This window comes from Streptomyces sp. NBC_00091, from assembly GCF_026343185.1.
Taxonomy (GTDB): Bacteria; Actinomycetota; Actinomycetes; order Streptomycetales; family Streptomycetaceae; genus Streptomyces.
The window spans coordinates 158,132-178,833 of the sequence record NZ_JAPEMA010000003.1; the positions used below are offsets into that span (position 1 = coordinate 158,132).

Genomic DNA, 20,702 nt, shown 5'->3' on the forward strand with positions numbered 1-20,702 from the left:
GGGCGCGGGGTCACTGCGTCTCCAACTCGTCGTCGAGCAGGTCGAAGAGCTCGCTGTCCGAGGCCGAGTCGAGGTCGGCGTCGGAGGCGGGCGCCGCGTCCGCTGCGGTGGCGTTCCAGGCGGCGAGCAGCTCGTGGAGCCTGCTGCTGATCCGGCCGCGGTCTTCGGGGGTGGCCTGTGCGGCCCCGGCCAGGGCGCCGCCGAGCCGGTCGATCTCGTCGAGCAGCGGGTCCAGGCCCTCGGTGTCGCCGAGGAGTTCGGTGCGCAGCAGGGCGGCGAGCTCGACGGGCGTCGGGTGGTCGAAGACCAGGGTGGAGGGCAGGCTCAGGCCGGTGGCGGCGCCGAGCCGGTTGCGCAGTTCGACCGCGCTGAGGGAGTCGAAGCCCAGCTCGCGGAAGGCCCGCTGGGGGCCGACGGCGGCCAGGGCCTCCGGGCCGGCGGTGCCGTGGCCCAGGACGGAGGCGGCCTGCTTGCGGACCAGGTCGAGCAGGACGCGGTCCTGCTCGGCCGCCGGGAGGCCGGTGAGGCGGCGCAGCAGGGCGTCGGCGGCGCCGTCGGCCTCCTCGGCCTCGGCGGCGGCGGTGGCCTCGGCCTGGGCGAGGAGCTTCGCCGCCTCGGGGACCATCTCGAACAGGGGGCTGTTGCGCTCCGTGTTGGTGCCCAGCGAGAAGCTGTCCCAGCGGATGTCGATGATGACCGGGCCGGTCTCCTCGTGGTCGAGGGACTGCTGGAGCGCGGCGGTGGCGAGCTCCGGGGGGAGCTCCCAGACGCCCTGGAGGCGGGCGCGTTCGCCGACGCCGTTGTCGGCCATGCCGCTGCCCTCCCAGGTGCCCCACACGACGGCGGTGGCGGGCAGGCCGAGGGCGCGGCGCTGCTCGGCGAGGGCGTCGAGGAAGGTGTTGCCGGGGGTGTAGTTGCCCAGGCCCGCGGAGCCGTAGGCGGCGCCGAAGGAGGAGAACAGGACGAAGGCCGTGAGCTCCTTGTCGCGGGTCAGTTCCTGGAGGTTGAGGGCGCCGCGCGCCTTGACGGCGAGGACGCGCTCCATGCGGTCGGGGGTGAGCGAGTCGACCATGCCGTCGTCGAGGACGGCGGCGGTGTGGAACACCGAGGTCAGCGGGGCGTCGGCGGGGAGCGCGTCGATGACGGCGGCGAGGGCGGCGGCGTCGCAGACGTCGGCCGCGGCGATGGTGACCTTGGCGCCGAGCTCGGTGAGTTCGGCTTCCAGGGCGCCGGCGCCGGGGGCGTCGGGGCCGCTGCGGCTGATCAGCAGCAGGTGTTCGGCGCCCGCGCGGGCGAGCCAGCGGGCGGTCTGCGCGCCGAGGCCGCCGGTGCCGCCGGTGATGAGGGCGGTGCCGGACGGCTGCCAGGTGCGGGCCGGTTCGGCGTCGCCGAGCGGCGCCCGGACCAGCCTGCGGACCAGGACGTTCCAGGACCGTACGGCGAGCTGGTCCTCGTCGCCGGGCTCGGTGAGGATTCCGGCGAGCCGCTTCCAGGCCTCCTCGTCGGGCTGCTGCGGCAGGTCGACGATGCCGCCCCACAGCCGCGGGTGCTCCTGGACCAGGACGCGGGCCAGGCCCCACACGGCGGCCTGGACGGGGCTGGTGAGCGGGTCGGAGTCGCCGACGGAGACGGCACCCTGGGTGAGGGACCACACCGGGGCGTCGAACTCGGCGAGTTCGCGTACCTGGAGGACCGCCTGGACGAGGGTGACCGTGCCGGCCAGGCCGAGCGGGAGCTCGGGGTGGTCGGGGTGGGGCCGCTCGTCGAGGGACAGCAGGGACAGGATCCCGGTGACGCGGTCCTCGCCCTCGGCGGTGAGCTCCTGGTGGAGCTGCTGGGCGAGGGTGTAGCGGTCGCTGGCCCAGACGTCGACGGGGATGCGGACGGTGCGGGCGCCCTGGGCGGCGAGGCGGTCGGCGGCGGCCGCGGCGAGCGAGTCGTCGCCGCCCTCGGACTCCACGATCAGCCAGGTGCCGGTGAGCTGCGGTGCGGCGGTCTCGGCGACCGTCCACACGGTGCGGTAGCGCCAGGAGTCGATCGCGGACTTCTCGCGGCGGGTGCGGCGCCAGGCGGCCAGGGCGGGCAGCGCCTCGCCGAGGGGCTGGTCCGCGCCGACGCCGAGGGGGGCCAGGTCGCCGCTGTCCACGGCCGCCCAGAAGGCGGCGTCGACCTCGTCGCCGCCGTGCGCGGCGAGGTCGGGGGCCGCCGCGTCGGAGGGCTCGGCGTCGAGCCAGTACGGGCGGTGCTGGAAGGCGTACGTGGGCAGCTCGACGCGCTGTGCGCCCTCGGGGAAGGCGGTGGGCCAGGCGACGGTGGCGCCGCGGGTCCAGGCCTCGGCGAGGGAGGTGAGGAAGCGCTGCGGGCCGCCCTCGTCGCGGCGCAGGGTGGCGAGGGTGACGGCGGCGGAGGCGGCCGGGGCCTCGGCGGCGTCGATGGTCTCCTGGACGCCGATGGTGAGGACGGGGTGGGCGCTGGCCTCGACGAACAGGCCGTGGCCGGCGGCCAGGAGGCTGCGGACGCCGTCCTCGAAGCGGACGGTGGTGCGCAGGTTGGTGTACCAGTACTCGGCGTCCAGCTCGGAGCCGTCGGCCCAGTCACCGGTGACGGTGGAGAAGAAGGGGGTCTCGGCGGTGCGCGGCTGGATCCCGGCCAGCAGGCCGATGACCTCGTCGCGGATCGATTCGACCTGCGCGGAGTGCGAGGCGTAGTCGACGTTGATGCGGCGGGCGCGGACCCCGTCGGCCTCGCAGGCGGCCATCAGCTCGTCCAGGGCCTCCGGGTCACCGGAGACGACGGTGGACCGCGGGCCGTTGACCGAGGCCAGCGCGAGCCGCTCGCCCCAGGCGGAGATACGTTCCGCCACCGCGCCGGCGACGTCCGCCACCGACACCATGCCGCCCTTGCCCGCCAGCGCCACGATCGCCTTGGCACGCAGCGCGGACACCTTCGCCGCGTCCTCGAGCGACAACGCGCCCGAGACGGCCGCTGCCGCGATCTCACCCTGCGAGTGGCCCAGCACGGCGGCCGGGCGCACCCCGTGGAAGCGCCACAGCTCGGCGAGGGACACCATCACGGCCCACAGGGCGGGCTGCACGACGTCGACCCGGTCGAAGCCGGGGACGCCGTCCTTCTGCCGCAGGACGTCCAGCAGCGACCAGTCGGTGTACGGGGCCAGTGCCTGGGCGCACTCCTCGAGGCGGGCGGCGAACACCGGGGAGGACCCGTAGAGTTCCACGGCCATGCCGGCCCACTGGGAGCCCTGGCCGGGGAAGACGAAGACGGGGCGGTCAGCGCCCGCGGCGGCGGTGACTCCGGTGGTGTCGCCCTCGGCGAGCTCGGCGAGCCCGGCGAGGAACTCCTCGTGCTTGGCGGCGACGACCGCGCCGCGCACCGGGTGGGCGCTGCGGGTGGTGGCCAGCGAGAAGCCGGTGGAGGCGGGCGCGGCGCCGTCGCGGACGTGGGCCAGGAGGCGGGCGGCCTGCTCGCGCAGGGCGGCCTGGGTGCGGCCGGAGAGGATCCACGGCACGGGCGCGCCGCCGCCGTCCTCGGGGGACGGCGCCGCCGGCTGGTCGGCCGGGGCGGCCTCTTCGAGGATGACGTGGGCGTTCGTACCGCTCACGCCGAAGGAGGACACGCCGGCCCGGCGGGGCTCCTCGCCGCGGCGCGTCCAGTCGCGGGACTCGTTCAGCAGCCGGACGCCGCCGGAGGACCAGTCGATGTGCGGCGACGGCTCGTCGGCGTGCAGGGTCTTGGGGAGCACGCCGTGGCGCAGCGCCTGCACCATCTTGATGACGCCGGCGAGGCCGGCGACGGGACCGCCGTGCCCGATGTTGGACTTCGACGAGCCGAGCCACAGCGGCTGCTCGGCGGAGTGCTCCTGCCCGTAGGTGGCGAGCAGGGCCTGGGCCTCGATCGGGTCGCCGAGGGAGGTGCCGGTGCCGTGCGCCTCGACCGCGTCCACGTCCTGCGGGCTGAGCCGGGCGTTGGCGAGGGCGCGGCGGATGACCTCCTGCTGCGCGGGCTCGCTGGGGGCGGTGAGGCCGTTGCTGGCACCGTCCTGGTTGAGGGCGGAGCCGCGGATGACGGCGAGGACCTGGTGGCCGTTGCGGCGCGCGTCGGAGAGGCGCTCCACGAGCAGCACTCCGGCGCCCTCGGACCAGGTGGTGCCGTCGGCGTCGGCGCCGAAGGCCTTGCAGCGGCCGTCGGCGGCCAGCGCGCGCTGGCGGCTGAACTCCACGAACGCGGCGGGGCTGGACATGACGGCCACGCCCGCGGCCAGGGCGAGCGAGCACTCGCCCTGGCGCAGGGCCTGCACGGCCAGGTGCAGGGCGACCAGGCCGGAGGAGCAGGCCGTGTCGACGGTGACGGCGGGGCCGGCCAGCCCGAAGGTGTAGGCGACCCGGCCGGACAGGACGCTCGACATGGTGCCGGTGCCGATGTAGCCCTCCACGCCGTCCGGCAGGGCGTCCAGCCGGGAGGCGTAGTCGGAGGCGACGGCGCCGACGAAGACGCCCGTCCCGGTGCCCTTCAGCGACAGCGGGTCGTAGCCCGCGCGCTCCAGGGTCTCCCAGGCGGTCTCCAGGAACAGCCGCTGCTGCGGGTCCATGGCGGCCGCCTCGCGCGGCGAGATGCCGAAGAGCTCCGGGTCGAAGAGGGTGGCTCCCTGGAGGAAGCCGCCCTCGCGGACGTACGTCTTGCCGGGGGCGTCGGGGTCGGGGTCGTACAGGTCGGTGTCCCAGCCGCGGTCGGCCGGGAAGGGGCCGATCGCGTCGGTACCGGACGCCACGAGGTTCCAGAAGCCCTCGGGGTCGGTGACCCCGCCCGGGAAGCGGCAGGCCATCGAAACGATGGCGATCGGCTCGTGCCCGGCGTCCTCCGCGTCGCGCAGCTGCTGCTTGGTACGGCTCAGATCGGCTGTGACGCGCTTGAGGTAATCACGGAGCTTCTCTTCGTTGCTCGTCGACATGCTCGGTACTCCTAAGTGGATATGGGACAGAGGAGCAGGTCAGGAAGCTCCCAGTTCCTTGTCGATCAGTGCGAAGATCTCGTCGTCCGTCACCGACGCGAGGGCGTCGTCGTCGAGGACGTCCGCCTCCGTTTCGGTGCCGCGCCACTTCCACAGCAGCGCTTCGAGCCGCTTGGCGACGCTGTCGCGGACGGCGCTGTCCGGGTCGGCGTCCGCCAGTACGGCTTCCAGGGCGGCGAGTTCACGCAGCCCGGGCGCTTGCGCGCCGCGGGCGGTGCCCAGCTGGTCGAGGAGGTGGCGGGCGAGGGCAAGCGGGGTCGGGTGGCTGAAGACGAGGGTCGCGGGCAGGGACAGGCCGGTCGCGGCGGTGAGCCGGTTGCGCAGCTCGACCGCGGTCAGCGAGTCGAACCCGAGCTCCCGGAAGGCCCTTTCCGCCTCGACCGATTCCGTCTCCGGGTGGCCGAGGACCGCGGCCACCCGGGTACGGACGAGGTCGGTGACCGTGCGCTCCTGCTCCTGCGGGGAGAGCGCGGCCAGCCGCTGTGCGAACGATTCGGCCTCCGCCGCGTCCTGCGAGGCGGCCGTCCGGCGTACGGGCGTACGCGTCACGGCGCTCGCCCCACCGGTGGCTCCGGCGGCGGCCGCGGCGGCGGACAGTTCCCCGGCGGACACCAGCCGCGACGCGAACGACGCGATGGAGGCCACGGGGCGGCCGGTGGCGTCGGCGACCGTGAGGGCCACCTCGTCCGGGCCGGCCGGGGTCAGGTGCACGCGCACGCGCGAGGCTCCCGCGGCGTGCAGGCGCACTCCGCTCCACGCGAACGGCAGCCAGGCCGTTCCGTCCTCCGTTTCCGGCCCGCTCACCGCCAGCGCGTGGAGCGCGGCGTCGAGCAGGGCCGGATGGAGGCCGAACCGGCCGGCGTCCTCCTGCTGATCCTCGGGCAGCACCACCTCGGCGTACACCCCGACACCGTCGCCCGGGAGCCAGACCTCGGCCAACCCCTGAAAGGCCGGGCCGTACCCGTACCCCGACCCCGACAGCCCCTCATAGAAGCCCTCGAGGTCCACGCGCTCGGCGCCGGCCGGGGGCCAGACGGTGAGCTCGCGGCCCGGCTGCGGGGTCTCGGCGCGGCTGAGCACGCCCTGGGCGTGGCGGGTCCAGGGGCCGTCTGCGGCGTCCTGGCGGCCGTACACCGCGACGGTGCGCCTGGAGGCCGTGTCAGGGGGGCCGACGACGATCTGGAGCAGTACGGGGCCCTCGTCGGGCAGGACGAGCGGGGCTTCCAGGGTCAGTTCGTCGAGGGTGTCGCAGCCGGCCTCGTCGCCGGCGCGGACGGCCAGCTCCACGAACGCGGCGCCGGGCAGCACCCGGGCTCCGGCCACGACGTGGTCGGCGAGCCAGGGGTGGGTACGCAGCGACAGGCGCCCGGTGAGGACGGTCTGGCCGCCTTCGGCGAGGCGGACGGCCGCGCCGAGCAGGGGGTGGTCGGCGGCGCCGAGACCGGCGGCGGCCACGTCGGCGGCGCCGGAGCCCGCGCCGGTGGCGGTCAGCCAGTAGCGCTCGCGCTGGAAGGCGTAGGTGGGCAGGTCGGCGCCGGAGGCGTCCTGGCCGGCGTAGACGGCCGGCCAGTCGACGGGGGCGCCGTGGGTCCAGGCCTCGGCGAGGGAGGCCAGGAAGCGCTGCGGGCCGCCTTCTTCACGGCGCAGGGAGCCGAGGGTGACGGCGGCGGAGTCCGTGGTGTCGATGGTCTCCTGGACGCCGATGGTCAGCACCGGGTGGGCACTGGACTCCACGAAGACCTTGTGGCCGCGCTCCAGGAGAGCGGCGATGGCGTCCTGGAAACGGACGGTACGGCGGAGGTTGGTGTACCAGTACTCGGCATCCAGCTCCGAACCCTCGGCCCACTCCCCCGTGACGGTGGAGAAGAACGGGGTCTCGGCGGTGCGCGGCTCGATCCCGGCCAGCAGGCCGATGACCTCGTCGCGGATGGACTCGACCTGCGGACCGTGCGAGGCGTAGTCCACATTGATGCGACGGGCGCGGACCCCGTCGGCCTCGCAGGCGGCCATCAGCTCGTCCAGGGCCTCCGGGTCACCGGAGACGACCGTGGACTGCGGACCGTTCACCGAAGCCAGCGCGAGCCGCTCGCCCCAAGCGGAGATACGTTCCGCCACGGCCTCGGCGGTGTCGGCGACGGACACCATGCCGCCCTTGCCGGCGAGTGCCAGCAGCGCCTTGGCACGCAGCGCCGACACCTTCGCCGCGTCCTCCAGCGACAACGCGCCCGAGACGGCCGCGGCGGCGATCTCACCCTGGGAGTGGCCCACGACGGCCGCCGGAACGACCCCCGCCGCACGCCACAGCTCCGCCAGGGACACCATCACCGCCCACAGGGCCGGCTGGACCACGTCCACCCGGTCGAAACCGGGCGCACCGTCCTCCTGCCGCAGCACATCCAGCAGCGACCAGTCCGTGTGCGGGGCCAAAGCCTCGGCGCACGCGTCCAGGCGGGCCGCGAACACCGGCGAGGAGTCGTACAACTCCACCGCCATCCCCAGCCACTGCGAACCCTGCCCCGGGAAGACGAACACCGTCTTCCCGGTGCCCGCCTGGCCCTGGTGCACGCCCGTCGCGGTGTCGCCCGCGGCGAGGGCGGCGAGGGCGCGCACGGTGTCCTGCGGGGAGGCCTGGGCGGTGACCGCCGCGCGGTGGTCGAAGGCGGCCCGGGCGGTGGCCAGGGCGACGCCGGTGGCGGTGTGCCCGTCGGCGTACCGCTCGGCGTGCGCGCCGAGCCGTCCGGCCTGGCCGCGCAGGGCGGCGGCGGTGCGGCCGGAGAGGAGCCAGGGGGTGCCGGCGACGGGCGCGGACAGGACGGCGGGGCGGCCGGGTCCGGTCTCGGCCGGCTCGCCGTCCGCGTCGGCTTCGACCTCCTGCGGGGTCTGTTCCAGGATGACGTGGGCGTTGGTGCCGCTGATGCCGAACGCCGAGACGCCGGCCCGGCGCGGACGGCCGGTCTCCGGCCAGGCACGGGCCTCGGTCAGCAGCTCCACGGCGCCCGAGGCCCAGTCGATCTTCGGGGAGGGCGCGTCGACGTGCAGGGTCTGCGGGAGCAGGCCGTTGCGCATCGCCATGACCATCTTCATCACGCCGGCCGCGCCCGAAGCGGCCGAGGTGTGGCCGATGTTGGACTTCACGGAGCCGAGCCACAGCGGCCGGTCGGCGGGCCGGTTCTGCCCGTACGTGGCGAGCAGGGCCTGGGCCTCGATCGGGTCGCCGAGGGTGGTGCCGGTGCCGTGCGCCTCGACGGCGTCGACGTCGGCGGCGGCGATGCGGGCGCTGGCGAGGGCCTGCTTGATGACCCGCATCTGGGCGGGCCCGTTGGGGGCGGTGAGCCCGTTGCTGGCGCCGTCCTGGTTGACGGCCGTGCCGCGGACCACGGCCAGGATCCGGCGGCCGGCCCGGCGGGCGTCGGAGAGCCGTTCGACGAGGAGCATGCCGACGCCCTCGGCGGGCCCGAAGCCGTCGGCGGCGGCGGCGAAGGCCTTGCAGCGGCCGTCGGCGGCGAGCGCCCGCTGGCGGCTGAACTCCACGAACCCGGCGGGGTTCGACATGACGGTGACACCGCCGACGAGGGCCATGGAGCATTCGCCGGTGCGCAGGGCCTGGGCGGCCATGTGCAGGGCGACGAGGGAGGAGGAGCAGGCGGTGTCGATGGTGACGGCCGGGCCCTCGAGGCCGAGGGAGTAGGCGAGCCGGCCGGACATGACGCTGGCGAGGTTGCCGGTGCCGAGGTAGCCCTCCAGCTCGTCCGGGGCCTCGAGGATGCCGGTCGTGTAGTCGATGGCGCTGAAGCCGACGAAGGTGCCGGTGAGGCTGCCGGTGAGGGTGGCGGGGTCGATCCCGGCGCGTTCGACGGCCTCCCAGCCGGTCTCCAGGAGCAGGCGCTGCTGGGGGTCCATGGCGAGGGCCTCGCGCGGGGAGATCCCGAAGAAGCCGGCGTCGAACTCGTCGACGTCGTGCAGGAAGCCGCCTTCCTGCACGTAGTTGGTGCCCGGCTTGTCGGGGTCGGGGTCGTAGAGGGATTCGATGTCCCACCCGCGGTTGACGGGGAAGCCGCCGACGGCGTCGCCGCCGGCCGCGACCAGCTCCCACAGGTCTTCGGGGGAGCTCACCCCGCCCGGATAGCGGCAGGCCATGCCGGTGATCGCGATCGGTTCGTGGCCGGCCGACTCGGCGGCCTGCAGCCGCTTGCGGGTCTGCTGCAGGTCGGCCGTCGCCCGCTTGAGGTATTCGAGGAGCTTTTCTTCGTTGTTCGCCATGGTCGGTATCTCCGTGGGCCCCGTGGGGCGGATCGCTGGCCGGCGGGTGGGATGGGGGAAGGGGTGCCTCCCCGGCCGGGCCGGGGCCCGGTCGGGAAGGCACCCCTCCCGGAGGTGCGTCAGGAGGTGCCCAGCTCTTTGTCGAGCAGGGCGAACATGTCGTCGGCGGTGGCCGTGGTGAGGCCCTCGCCGGTGCTCTCGTCGGGGGTGGCGTCCGCGCCGCCCCAGGTCCACAGCAGTGCCTCGAGGCGCTGCTTGAGCTTGGTGCGGGTGTCGGTGTCGGGGTCGGTGGCGGCGAGCGCGCCTTCGAGGCGGTCGAGTTCGTCGAGGACCGATCCGACGGGTGCCGTCGACTCCGGCAGCAGGGCGCCGCGCAGGTGTCCGGCGAGGGCCGCCGGGTTGGGGTAGTCGAAGACGATCGTGGCGGGGAGCTTGAGGCCGGTGGCGGCGCCGAGCCGGTCGCGCAGTTCGACGGCGGTCAGCGAGTCGAAGCCGAGGCCCTTGAAGGCGCGGCCGGGTTCGATGGCGTCGCCCGAGTCGTGGCCCAGGACCCCGGCCACCTTCTCGCGCACCAGGTCGAGGAGGATCGTCTCGCGCTCGGCGGGGTTCGCCGCGGTGAGCTCTTCGACGAGCCGGGCCGCGGCCCCGGTGGCGGCCGCCGCCGTCTGCGTGGGCTCTTCGGCGGCCTTCAGGGCGGCGCGGGCCTCGGGGACGCCCTGGATGAGCGGGCTGGGGCGGCCGGAGGTGAAGCCGCGGGCGAAGCGCTCCCATTCGACGTCGGCGACGGCACGGAACACCTCGTCGTGCTCCACGGCCTGGACCATCGCGTTCAGGGCGAGTTCGGGGTCCATCTCGATGACGCCGCGACGGCGCATGTACTCCTCGACGCCCTCGCCCTCCATCATGCCGCCGCCGCCCCAGGCGCCCCAGGCGAGGGAGGTGGCGGTCAGGCCGCGGGCCCGGCGCTGCTGTGCGAACGCGTCGAGGTAGGCGTTGCCGGGGGCGTAGCCGCCGTGCCGGCCGCTGCCCCAGACACCGGAGTTCGAGGAGAACAGGACGAACGCGTCGAGTGCGGTGTCGCCGAGCAGCTCGTCGAGGTGGCGGGCGCCGTCGATCTTGCCTTCGTTGATCTTCCGGTACTCGTCGGTGGTCATCTCGTCGACGAGGGTCGACTGGACGATGCCGACGGCGTGGACGACGGCGGTCAGGGGCTGCCCGGCCGGGATCGCGTCGAGGACCGCCTTGAGCTGTTCGCGGTCGGACACGTCGCAGGCCGGGATGGTGACGTCGGCGCCCAGGGCGCGGAGCTCGGCGGCGAGTTCGGCGGCTCCCGGGGCGTCGGCGCCGCGCCGGCTGGTGAGGACGAGGTGGGCGGCGCCGGTGGCGGCGAGCCGGCGGGCGACGCGGGCGCCGACGCCTCCGGTGCCGCCGGTGACCAGGACGGTCCCGGACGGCTCCCAGCGGCGGACCGGCTCGCGGTCGCCGAGCGGGGAGCGCACCAGGCGGCGGCCGAAGGCACCGCCGGCCCGGACCGCGACCTGGTCCTCGTCGCCGAGGCCGGTGAGGACCCGGGCGAGCCGGGCCGCGGCCCGCTCGTCCGGCTCCGCCGGCAGGTCGACGAGGCCGCCCCAGGTACGGGGCTGTTCGAGGCCGACGACCCGGCCGAGGCCCCACAGCTGGGCCTGGACGGGGTCGGCGGGCGCGTCCGCCGGCCCGGTGGCGACGGCGCCGTGCGTGAGCACCCACAGGGGTGCGGTGACGCCGGCGTCGCCGAGGGCCTGGACGAGGACGAGGGTGCCGGTGGCGACGGCGTCCCGGTCGGCGGCGTCGCCGAGCAGGCTCACCACGCCGGTGAGGGGGCCGTCGGGCAGCTGGGAGGCCCAGGCGGTGCGGTCGGCCTCGGCCGGGTCGAGGACGATCCGGTGGACCTCGGCGCCCTGCGCGGCGAGCGCGGCGACGGTGGCCCCGGTGCGGCCGGGGTCGGCGGCGTGCAGCGGTTCCACGACGAGCCAGCCGCCGGTGAGCCGGTCGGTGGCGTCCTCGGGCAGCAGGGTCCAGTCGACGTCGTAGCGCCAGGAGTCGACGGTGGAGCGCTCGCGGCGGCCGCGCCGCCAGGTGGCGAGCTCGGGCAGCAGGTCGCGCAGCGGACGGTCGCCGTCGAGGCCGACGGTCTCGGCGAGGGAGTCCAGGTCTCCGGCCTCCACGGCCGACCAGAACGCGCCCTCGGTCTCCTCGGCCGCGCCTTGCGGGGCGGTGGCCTCGGCGGGGCCGGACTCCAGCCAGTAGCGCTGCTGCTGGAAGGCGTACGTGGGGAGCTCGACGGGGCGCGCGCCGCGTCCGGCGAGGACGGAGCGCCAGTCGACGTCGATGCCCCGGGTCCAGGCGGCGGCGAGCGAGGTGTAGAAGCGGGCGAGGCCGCCCTCCTCGCGGCGCAGGGTGCCCAGGGCCAGGGCCTCGGATCCGGCGGCCTCGGCGGTCTCCAGGACTCCGTACACGAGGACGGGGTGGGCGCTGGACTCCACGAACGCCCGGAAGCCCTCCGCCAGGAGGGAGCGGACGACGGGCTCGAAGGAGACGGGCTGCCGGCAGTTCTCGTACCAGTAGGCGGCGGTCAGCTCGGAGCCGTCCAGGACCTCGCCGGTGACGGTGGAGTACAGCGGGACGGAGCCGGCGCGCGGCCGGACGAACGAGAGGAGTTCGATCACCTGGTCCTTGAGGCGGTCGACCTGGGCGCAGTGGGAGGCCACCGTCGAGGGGATGACCTTGGCCCGGATGCCGTCGGCCTCCAGGGCCGCGACCAGTTCCTCCAGCGGGGCCACCTCACCGGCGACGGTGACCGTACCCGGGCCGTTGATGCCCGCGATGGACAGCGCGTCCCCGTACGGGGCGATCCGGGCCCGGACCGCGTCCGCACCCAGCGACACCGAAGCCACCGCGCCACAGCCCACCAACTCGTCCGCGAACAGCTGCGAGCGGAGCACGACCACCTTGGCCGCGTCCTCCAGCGACAGCGCACCCGACACGGCCGCGGCCGCGATCTCGCCCTGCGAGTGACCCACGACCGCGTCCGGCACCACACCGGCCGCACGCCACAGCTCGGCAAGGGACACCATCACGGTGAACAGGACCGGCTGGAGCACCTCGATACGGGTCAGCTCCGGAGTACCCTCGGCCCCCCGCAGCACACCCTCCACGGACCAGTCGACGTGAGCCTCAACAGCCGCCGCGACCTCCGCGAACCGAGCCGCGAACACCGGCGAGGCGTCGAGGAGTTCGGCCCCCATGCCGGCCCACTGGGAGCCCTGGCCGGGGAAGACGAACACCGTCTTGCCCTCGATGTCGGCGGCGCCGGTGACGGTCTGTCCGGCGGGCGCTCCGGCGGCCAGCGCGGCCAGTCCGGCGAGGGCTTCCTCGCGGCTGCCGAGGACGACGGCGGCCCGGTGGTCCAGGCGGGCCCGGGTGGTGGCCAGGGACAGCGCGACGTCGGACAGGGACAGGTCGACGTCGGCGGCGAGGTGGTCGTGCAGCCGCTGGGCCTGCGCCTGGAGGGCGGCGGGGTTCTTGCCGGTCAGGGTCCAGGGCACGGTGGCGGCCAGCACTCCGGCCACGGCGGGGCGCCCGGTGTCCTCGGGCGCCCGGTCGTGGTCCGTGGCGGCCAGGGGGGACTGCTCCAGGATGACGTGGGCGTTCGTGCCGCTGAGGCCGAAGGAGGAGACGCCGACGCGGCGCGGGTGGCCGGTCTCGGGCCAGGCGCGCTGCTCGGTGAGCAGCTCGACGGAGCCGGTGGACCATTCCACGTGCGGGGAGGGCTCGTCGACGTGCAGGGTCTTGGCGAGGACGCCGTGGCGCAGGGCCATCACGGACTTGATGACGCCGGCGATGCCGGAGACGGCCTGGGTGTGGCCGATGTTGGACTTGAGGGAGCCGAGCCACAGCGGCCGGTCCTCGTCGCGGCCCTGGCCGTAGGTGGCGAGCAGGGCGTGCGCCTCGATGGGGTCGCCCAGCTTGGTGCCGGTGCCGTGGGCCTCGACGGCGTCGACGTCCTGTGCGGCGAGCTTGGCGGAGGCCAGGGCCTGGCGGATGACGCGCTGCTGGGAGGGGCCGCTGGGGGCGGTCAGTCCGTTGCTGGCGCCGTCCTGGTTGGTGGCGGAGCCGCGGACGACGGCCAGGACGCGGTGTCCGTTGCGGCGGGCGTCGGAGAGCTTCTCCAGGAGGAGGACGCCGAGGCCCTCGGAGAAGGCGGTGCCGTCGGCGGCTCCGGCGAAGGCCTTGGCGCGGCCGTCGGCGGCCAGCGCCCGCTGGCGTCCGAACTCCAGGAACTCGGCGGGGGTCGACATGACGGCGACGCCGCCCGCGAGGGCCATCGAGCACTCGCCCTGGCGCAGGGACTGCGCGGCCAGGTGCAGGGCGACCAGCGAGGAGGAGCAGGCGGTGTCGACGGTGACGGCGGGGCCCTCGAGGCCGAAGCTGTAGGCGACGCGGCCGGAGATGACGCTGTTGGAGAGGCCGGTGCCGAAGTAGCCCTCGACGCCTTCGGGGATCTCGCACAGTTCGGTGGCGTACCCGGACGGCACGGCGCCGACGAAGACGCCGGTGCGGGTGCCCTTGAGGGTGGCGGGGTCGATGCCGGCCCGTTCGAAGACCTGCCAGGCGCCTTCCAGGACGAGCCGCTGCTGCGGGTCCATGGCGAGGGCCTCGCGCGGGGAGATCCCGAACAGCTCGGCGTCGAAGCGGCCCGCGTCGTGCAGGAATCCCCCTTCCTTCACGTAGGTGCGGCCGGGCGTGCCGGGCTCGGGGTCGTAGATGGCGTCCAGGTCCCAGCCGCGGTTGGCGGGGAAGGCGCCGATGGCGTCGCCGCCTTCGGCGACGAGCCGCCACAGCGCTTCGGGCGAGTCCACGCCGTCGGGGAAGCGGCAGGCCATGCCGACGATCACGACCGGGTCGCCGTCGGCGGCCGGGGCGGTGAGGGGGGCGTTGTCCTGCTGCTCCCGCTCGGCGTCGCCGAGGAGTGCGGTACGCAGCTGGCGGGCGAGGGAGGCCGGGGTGGGGTGGTCGAAGACGATGGTGGCGGGCAGCCGCAGTCCGGTGGCCGCGCCGAGCCGGTTGCGCAGTTCGACCGCGGTCAGCGAGTCGAAGCCGAGCTCCTTGAAGGCCTTCTCGGCGCCGACGGCCTCGGCGGCGGAGTGTCCGAGGACGGCGGCCGCGTGGGTGCGGACCAGGTCGAGCAGGGTCCGCAGCTGGTCGTCGGGGGTCAGTGCGGTCAGTCGGCGGGCGAGCGCGGAGCCGCCCGCGCCGTCGGCGTTCTCGACGGTGCGGCGGCCCGGTACGCGGACCAGGCCGCGGGCGAGCGCGGGCAGGGTGCCGCCGGTGGCCATGGTGCGCAGGGCGGCCGCGTCCAGGCGTACGGGCACCAGCAGGGGTGCGCCGCCGGTGACGCCCGCGTCGAGGAGCGCGAGGCCCTCGGCCGGGGAGAAGGCGACCATGCCGGAGCGGGCCATGCGGGCCACGTCCTCCTCGGAGAGGTGGCCGGTCATGCCGCTGGCCTTGTCCCACAGGCCCCAGGCGAGTGAGGTGGCGGGCAGGCCCTGGGCGCAGCGGTGCTGGGCGAGGGCGTCCAGGAAGGCGTTGGCGGCGGCGTAGTTGCCCTGGGCGGGGCCGCCGATGACCCCTGCCGCGGAGGAGAACAGGACGAAGGCGGTGAGGTCCAGGTCGCGGGTGAGCTCGTGGAGGAGCGCGGCCGCGTCCGCCTTGGGGCGCAGGACGGCGCCGAGCCGGTCGGCGTCGAGGGAGGCGATCACCCCGTCGTCGAGGACTCCGGCGGTGTGGACGACTCCGCGCAGCGGCCGGTCGGCGGGGATGGCGGCGAGGAGGGCGGCCAGTGCGTCGCGGTCGGCGGCGTCGCAGGCCACGACCTCGGCCGTAGCGCCCAACTCGGCTATCTCGGCGACCAGTTCGGCGGCCCCGGGGGCGTCCGGGCCGCGTCGGCCGGCCAGCAGCAGGTTCCGTACGCCGTGCTCGGTGACCAGGTGCTTGGCGACCAGCGCGCCCAGGGTGCCCGTACCGCCCGTGATCAGGACGGTGCCGGCCGGGTCCCAGCCCTGCGGGACCGTCAGGACGATCTTGCCCACGTGCTTGGCCTGGCTCATGAACCGGAAGGCCTCCGGCGCCCGCCGGATGTCCCACGTACGGACCGGCAGCGGCTGGAGCACGCCCGCCTCGAACAGCCGGCCCAGCTCGGCGAGCATCTCGGCGATGCGCTCCGGTCCGGCTTCGGCGAGGTCGAAGGCCCGGTAGGCGACGCCGGTGTGGTCCCGTTCGATGTCCTGCGGGTCGCGGACATCGGTCTTGCCCATCTCGACGAAGCGGCCGCCGCGCGGCAGCAGCCGCAGCGAGGCGTCGGTGAGTTCGCCGGCGAGGGAGTTCAGGACGACGTCGACGCCCTCGCCGCCGGTGGCGGTGGAGAAGCGCTCCTCGAAGGAGGCGTCACGGGAGGAGGCGATGTGGGCGTCGTCGAGACCGGCCGCGCGCAGCGCGTCCCACTTGCCCTCGCTGGCCGTACCGAACACCTCGGCACCCAGGTGCCGGGCGATCTGCACCGCCGCCGAACCCACACCACCGGCCGCGGCGTGCACCAGCACCCGCTCGCCGGCCTTCAGCCCCGCCAGCTCCACCAGCGCGTAGTACGCGGTGAGGAACGCGGTCGGCGCGGACGCGGCCTGTTCGAAGGTCCAGCCGTCGGGGATACGGGTGACGACGCGCCGGTCGGCCACCGTGTCCGGGCCGAAAGCGCCCGGGACCGGGCCCATCACCCGGTCGCCGACGGCGAGTCCGCTGACGCCGGAGCCCACCTCGGTGACGACGCCGGCGCCCTCGTTGCCCATCGTCGCGTCGCCCGGGTACATGCCGAGCGCGATCATCACGTCGCGGAAGTTCAGGCCCGCGGCGCGGACCGCGACACGGATCTCGCCCTCGGCGAGCGGCCGGGTCCCGGCGGGCACGAGGGCCAGGTGGTCCAGGGTCCCGCCGGAGGCGGCGAGCTGCCAGTGCGCGGCGGACCGCGGGGGCGTCAGGGTGCCGCCGGGGGCGGTCCCCCGGACCAGGCGCGGCGCGAGCACGGCCGCGTCCCGCACGGCGGCCTGCGGTTCGCCGGCCCGGTGCGCGGCGGCCACGGCCGCCGGGAGCGCGGCGGCGGCGTCCTCGGCCGCGTCGAGGTCGACGAGCAGCAGCCGGCCGGGGTTCTCGGCCTGCGCGGAGCGGACCAGGCCCCACAGCGGGGCGTGCACCAGGTCGGTGACGTCCTCGCCGGGTCGTACGGAGACGGCGCCGCGGGTGACGACCGCCAGGCGGGCGCCCTCCAGCCGCTCGTCCGCGAGCCAGTCCTGGAGGACCGTGAGGATCCGGGCGGTCTCCTCGCGGACCGCGTCGGCGAGCGCGGCGGCGGAGCCGGCCGACGTGGCCGGGGCGCTGCCGACGGGCAGTACGACGACCTCGGGGGCGGGCAGTCCGGCGGCGACGGCGTCGCCGAGGGTGGCCACGTCGTCGAAGATCTGCGGGAACGCGCCGAGCCGCTGGAAGGCGGCCTCGACGCCGAGGCGGTCCTCGCCGAGCACGAACCAGTCGTGCGGCGCGGCGTCCTGCGGGAGGCCGTCCGTGTCCACGGCCGTCCAGTCCAGCCGGAACAGGGAGTCGTCGGTGGCCGGCCCGGAGTCGAGGGACGCGGCGGTGACGGCCCGGGACACCAGGGCGCCGACGGTGGCGACGGGTCGGCCCGTGGCGTCGGCGATCTCCAGGCCGACGCCGTCCTCCCCGGCCGGGGAGATCCGCACGCGCAGCGCGGTCGCGCCGACCGCGTGGAGGGTGACCCCGTTCCAGGAGAACGGCAGGCGTACGCCTTCGGCCTCGCCGCGGGCGGCCGGCACCAGGCCGGCGTGCAGGGCGGCGTCGAGGAGGGCGGGGTGGAGGCCGAACCGGGCGGCGTCGTCGTGCTGCTCGTGGGCGAGGGCGACCTCGGCGTAGATCTCGTCGCCGTCGCTCTGCTTCCACACCGCGCTCAGGCCCTGGAAGGCGGGCCCGTACTGGTAGCCGGCCCCGGAGAGGGCCTCGTAGAAGCCGTCGAGGGAGACGGGTTCGGCGCCGGGCGGCGGCCAGGCGGAGAGGTCGAAGGCCGGTTCGCGGCGGGCGCCGAGCAGCAGACCGGTGGCGTGGCGGGTCCACGGGGTGCCCTCGGGGGCGTCCTCGGGGAGGGAGTAGAGGGCCACGGGCCTGCGGCCGTCGGATTCGGGGCCGCCGACGACGAGCTGGAGGCGGGCCGCGCTCTCGGGGGGCAGGACGAGCGGGGCTTCCAGGGTCAGTTCGTCGAGGGTGTCGCAGCCGGCCTCGTCGCCGGCGCGGACGGCCAGCTCGACGAACGCGGTGCCGGGGAGGATGACCGTGCCGTTCACGGCGTGGTCGGCGAGCCAGGGGTGGGTGCGCAGCGACAGGCGCCCGGTGAGGACGGCCTGGTCTCCGTCGGCGAGGCGGACGGTCGCACCGAGGAGGGGGTGGTCGGCGGCGCCGAGACCGGCGGCGGTCACGTCGCCGGAACCGGAGTCGGCCACCTCGAGCCAGTAGTGCTCGCGCTGGAAGGCGTAGGTCGGCAGGTCGACGCGCGCGGCCTCCTGGGAGGCGTAGACGGTCTGCCAGTCGACGGGGGCGCCGTGGGTCCAGGCCTGGGCGAGGGAGGCGAGGAAGCGCTGCGGGCCGCCCTCTTCACGGCGCAGGGTGCCCTGGGTGACGGCCGGGGAGCCGGCGGCCTCGATGGTCTCCTGGACGCCGATGGTCAGCACCGGGTGGGCGCTGGACTCGACGAACAGCCCGTGGCCGCGCTCCAGGAGGGCGGCGATGGCGTCCTGGAAGCGGACGGTGCGGCGGAGGTTGGTGTACCAGTACTCGGCGTCCAGCTCGGAGCCGTCGGCCCACTCCCCCGTGACGGTGGAGAAGAAGGGGATCTCGGCGGTGCGCGGCTGAATCCCGGCCAGGAGACCGATGACCTCGTCGCGGATCGACTCCACCTGCGGACCGTGCGAGGCGTAGTCGACGTTGATGCGACGGGCGCGGACGCCGTCGGCCTCGCAGGCGGCCATCAGCTCGTCCAAGGCCTCCGGATCACCGGAAACCACCGTGGACTGCGGGCCGTTCACCGAAGCCAGCGCGAGCCGCTCACCCCAAGCGGAGATACGTTCCGCCACCGCATCGGCGGTGTCGGCCACCGACACCATGCCGCCCTTGCCCGCCAGCGCCAGCAGCGCCTTGGCACGCAGCGCCGACACCTTCGCCGCGTCCTCCAGCGACAACGCGCCCGAGACGGCCGCGGCCGCGATCTCGCCCTGGGAGTGACCCACGACAGCCGCCGGAACGACCCCCGCCGCACGCCACAGCTCCGCCAGCGACACCATCACCGCCCACAACGCCGGCTGGACCACATCCACCCGGTCGAAACCGGGCGCACCGTCCTCCTGCCGCAGGACATCCAGCAGCGACCAGTCCGTGTACGGGGCCAAAGCCTCGGCGCACGCGTCCAGGCGGGCCGCGAACACCGGCGAGGAGTCGTACAACTCCACCGCCATCCCCAGCCACTGCGAACCCTGCCCCGGGAAGACGAACACCGGACGGTCCGCGCCCTTGACTACGGCGCCGTCCACGACCCCCGCCGCCGGAAGCCCGGCGGCCAGGGCGTCCAGGCCGGTCAGGAAGCCGTCCCGCTCCCCCGCCAGTACGACGCCGCGCCGCTCCAGAGCGGCCCGCGTCGTGGTCAGCGCCCCGGCCACCACGGCCGGTTCGACGGCGGTGTCGGACTCCGCGTAGGCGCGCAGCCGGGCCGCCTGCCCGTGCAGGGCCTCGGTGGTCTTGCCGGACACGGTCCACGGGACCAGGCCGCCGGTGACGACGGTCTCGGCGGGCGCCCCGGGCTCGGCGCTCTCGGCGTCGCCCTCGGCCCCGTCCTGTGCGAGGTGCTGCTCCAGGATGATGTGGGCGTTGGTGCCGCTGATGCCGAACGAGGAGACTGCGGCCCGGCGCGGGCGGCCGTCGACGGTCCAGTCCGCGGGCTCGGTGAGGAGTTCCACCGCGCCGGAGGACCAGTCGATGTGCGGGGACGGCTCGTTGACGTGGAGGGTCTTGGGAAGGACGCCGTTGCGCATCGCCATGACCATCTTGATGACGCCGGCGATGCCCGAAGCGGCCTGCGTGTGGCCGATGTTGGACTTCACGGAGCCCAGCCGCAGCGGTGTGGCGTCCGCGGGCCGCTGGCCGTAGGTCGCCAGCAGCGCCCCGGCCTCGATCGGGTCGCCGAGGGCCGTTCCGGTGCCGTGCGCCTCAACGACGTCGACGTCGTGGGTGGACAGCCGGGCGTTGGCGAGGGCCTGCTTGATGACGCGCTGCTGGGAGGGGCCGTTGGGGGCGGTCATGCCGTTGCTGGCGCCGTCCTGGTTGGTCGCCGAACCCCGTACGACGGCCAGTACCTCGTGGCCGTTGCGCACGGCGTCGGAGAGCCGCTCGACGAGCAGGATGCCGGCGCCCTCGGCGAGCGCCATGCCGTCGGCACCCTCGGAGAAGGCCTTGCAGCGGCCGTCGGCGGCCATGCCGCGCTGCTCGCTGTAGCCGATGAACTCCAGCGGGGTGGACATGACGGTGACGCCGCCGACGAGGGCCATGGAGCACTCGTCGGCGCGCAGCGCCTGCGCGGCCATGTGCAGGGCGACGAGTCCCGAGGAGCAGGCGGTGTCGACGGAGACGGCCGGGCCCTCCAGGCCGAAGGTGTAGGCGACGCGGCCGGAGACGACGCTCGCCGCGCTGCCGGTGGTCAGGTGGCCCTCGTACCCCTCGGGGATGGAGGGCAGGGACCAGCAGTAGTCGAGGTTGTAGCAGCCGACGAAGGTGCCGGTGCGGCTGCCCTTCACGGACTGCGGGTCGATTCCGGCCCGCTCGAACGCCTCCCAGGCGGCTTCCATGACGAGGCGCTGCTGCGGGTCCATCGCGAGGGCCTCGCGCGGCGAGATGCCGAACACGCCCGGGTCGAACGCGCCGGCCTCGTAGAGGAATCCGCCTTCCTTCACGTAGGTGCGGCCGGAGCGCTCGGGGTCCGGGTCGTAGATCGCGTCGAGGTCCCAGCCGCGGTCCTCGGGGAAGGGGCCGATGGCGTCCCCGCCGTCCGACACCAGGCGCCACAGGTCCTCCGGCGACGCGACGCCACCGGGGAAGCGGCAGGCCATGCCGACGATCGCGATCGGCTCGTGCCCGGCATCCTCGACCTCGCGCAGCCGCTGCTTCGTCTCGTGCAGATCGGTGGTGACCCACTTGAGGTAATCGCGGAGCGTCTCTTCGTTCGTCGCCATGGGGACCTCTTTGGACCTCTCGGATAGAGCTGGAATTCGTGTGA

Annotated in this window: 3 protein-coding genes; all 3 read right to left on the reverse strand. The window is 75.0% G+C overall.

The window, feature by feature from the left end; translation table 11 throughout:
• Window positions 1-10 precede the first annotated feature (10 nt).
• Window positions 11-4,966: a type I polyketide synthase gene (locus OOK34_RS31900; RefSeq protein WP_267037626.1), complete on the reverse strand. Its 4,956-nt coding sequence runs from the start codon at window positions 4,964-4,966 to the stop codon at window positions 11-13.
• A gap of 39 nt (window positions 4,967-5,005) precedes the next feature.
• Window positions 5,006-9,286 carry an acyltransferase domain-containing protein gene (locus OOK34_RS31905; RefSeq protein ID WP_267037627.1) on the reverse strand — a complete coding sequence of 1,427 codons (4,281 nt, stop codon included), beginning with the start codon at window positions 9,284-9,286 and terminating at the stop codon, window positions 5,006-5,008.
• A gap of 119 nt (window positions 9,287-9,405) precedes the next feature.
• The gene (locus tag OOK34_RS31910; protein WP_267037628.1) at window positions 9,406-20,658 is read right to left on the reverse strand and encodes a type I polyketide synthase; all 11,253 of its coding nucleotides are present in this window, start codon (window positions 20,656-20,658) and stop codon (window positions 9,406-9,408) included.
• Between the last annotated feature and the right edge of the window lie 44 nt (window positions 20,659-20,702).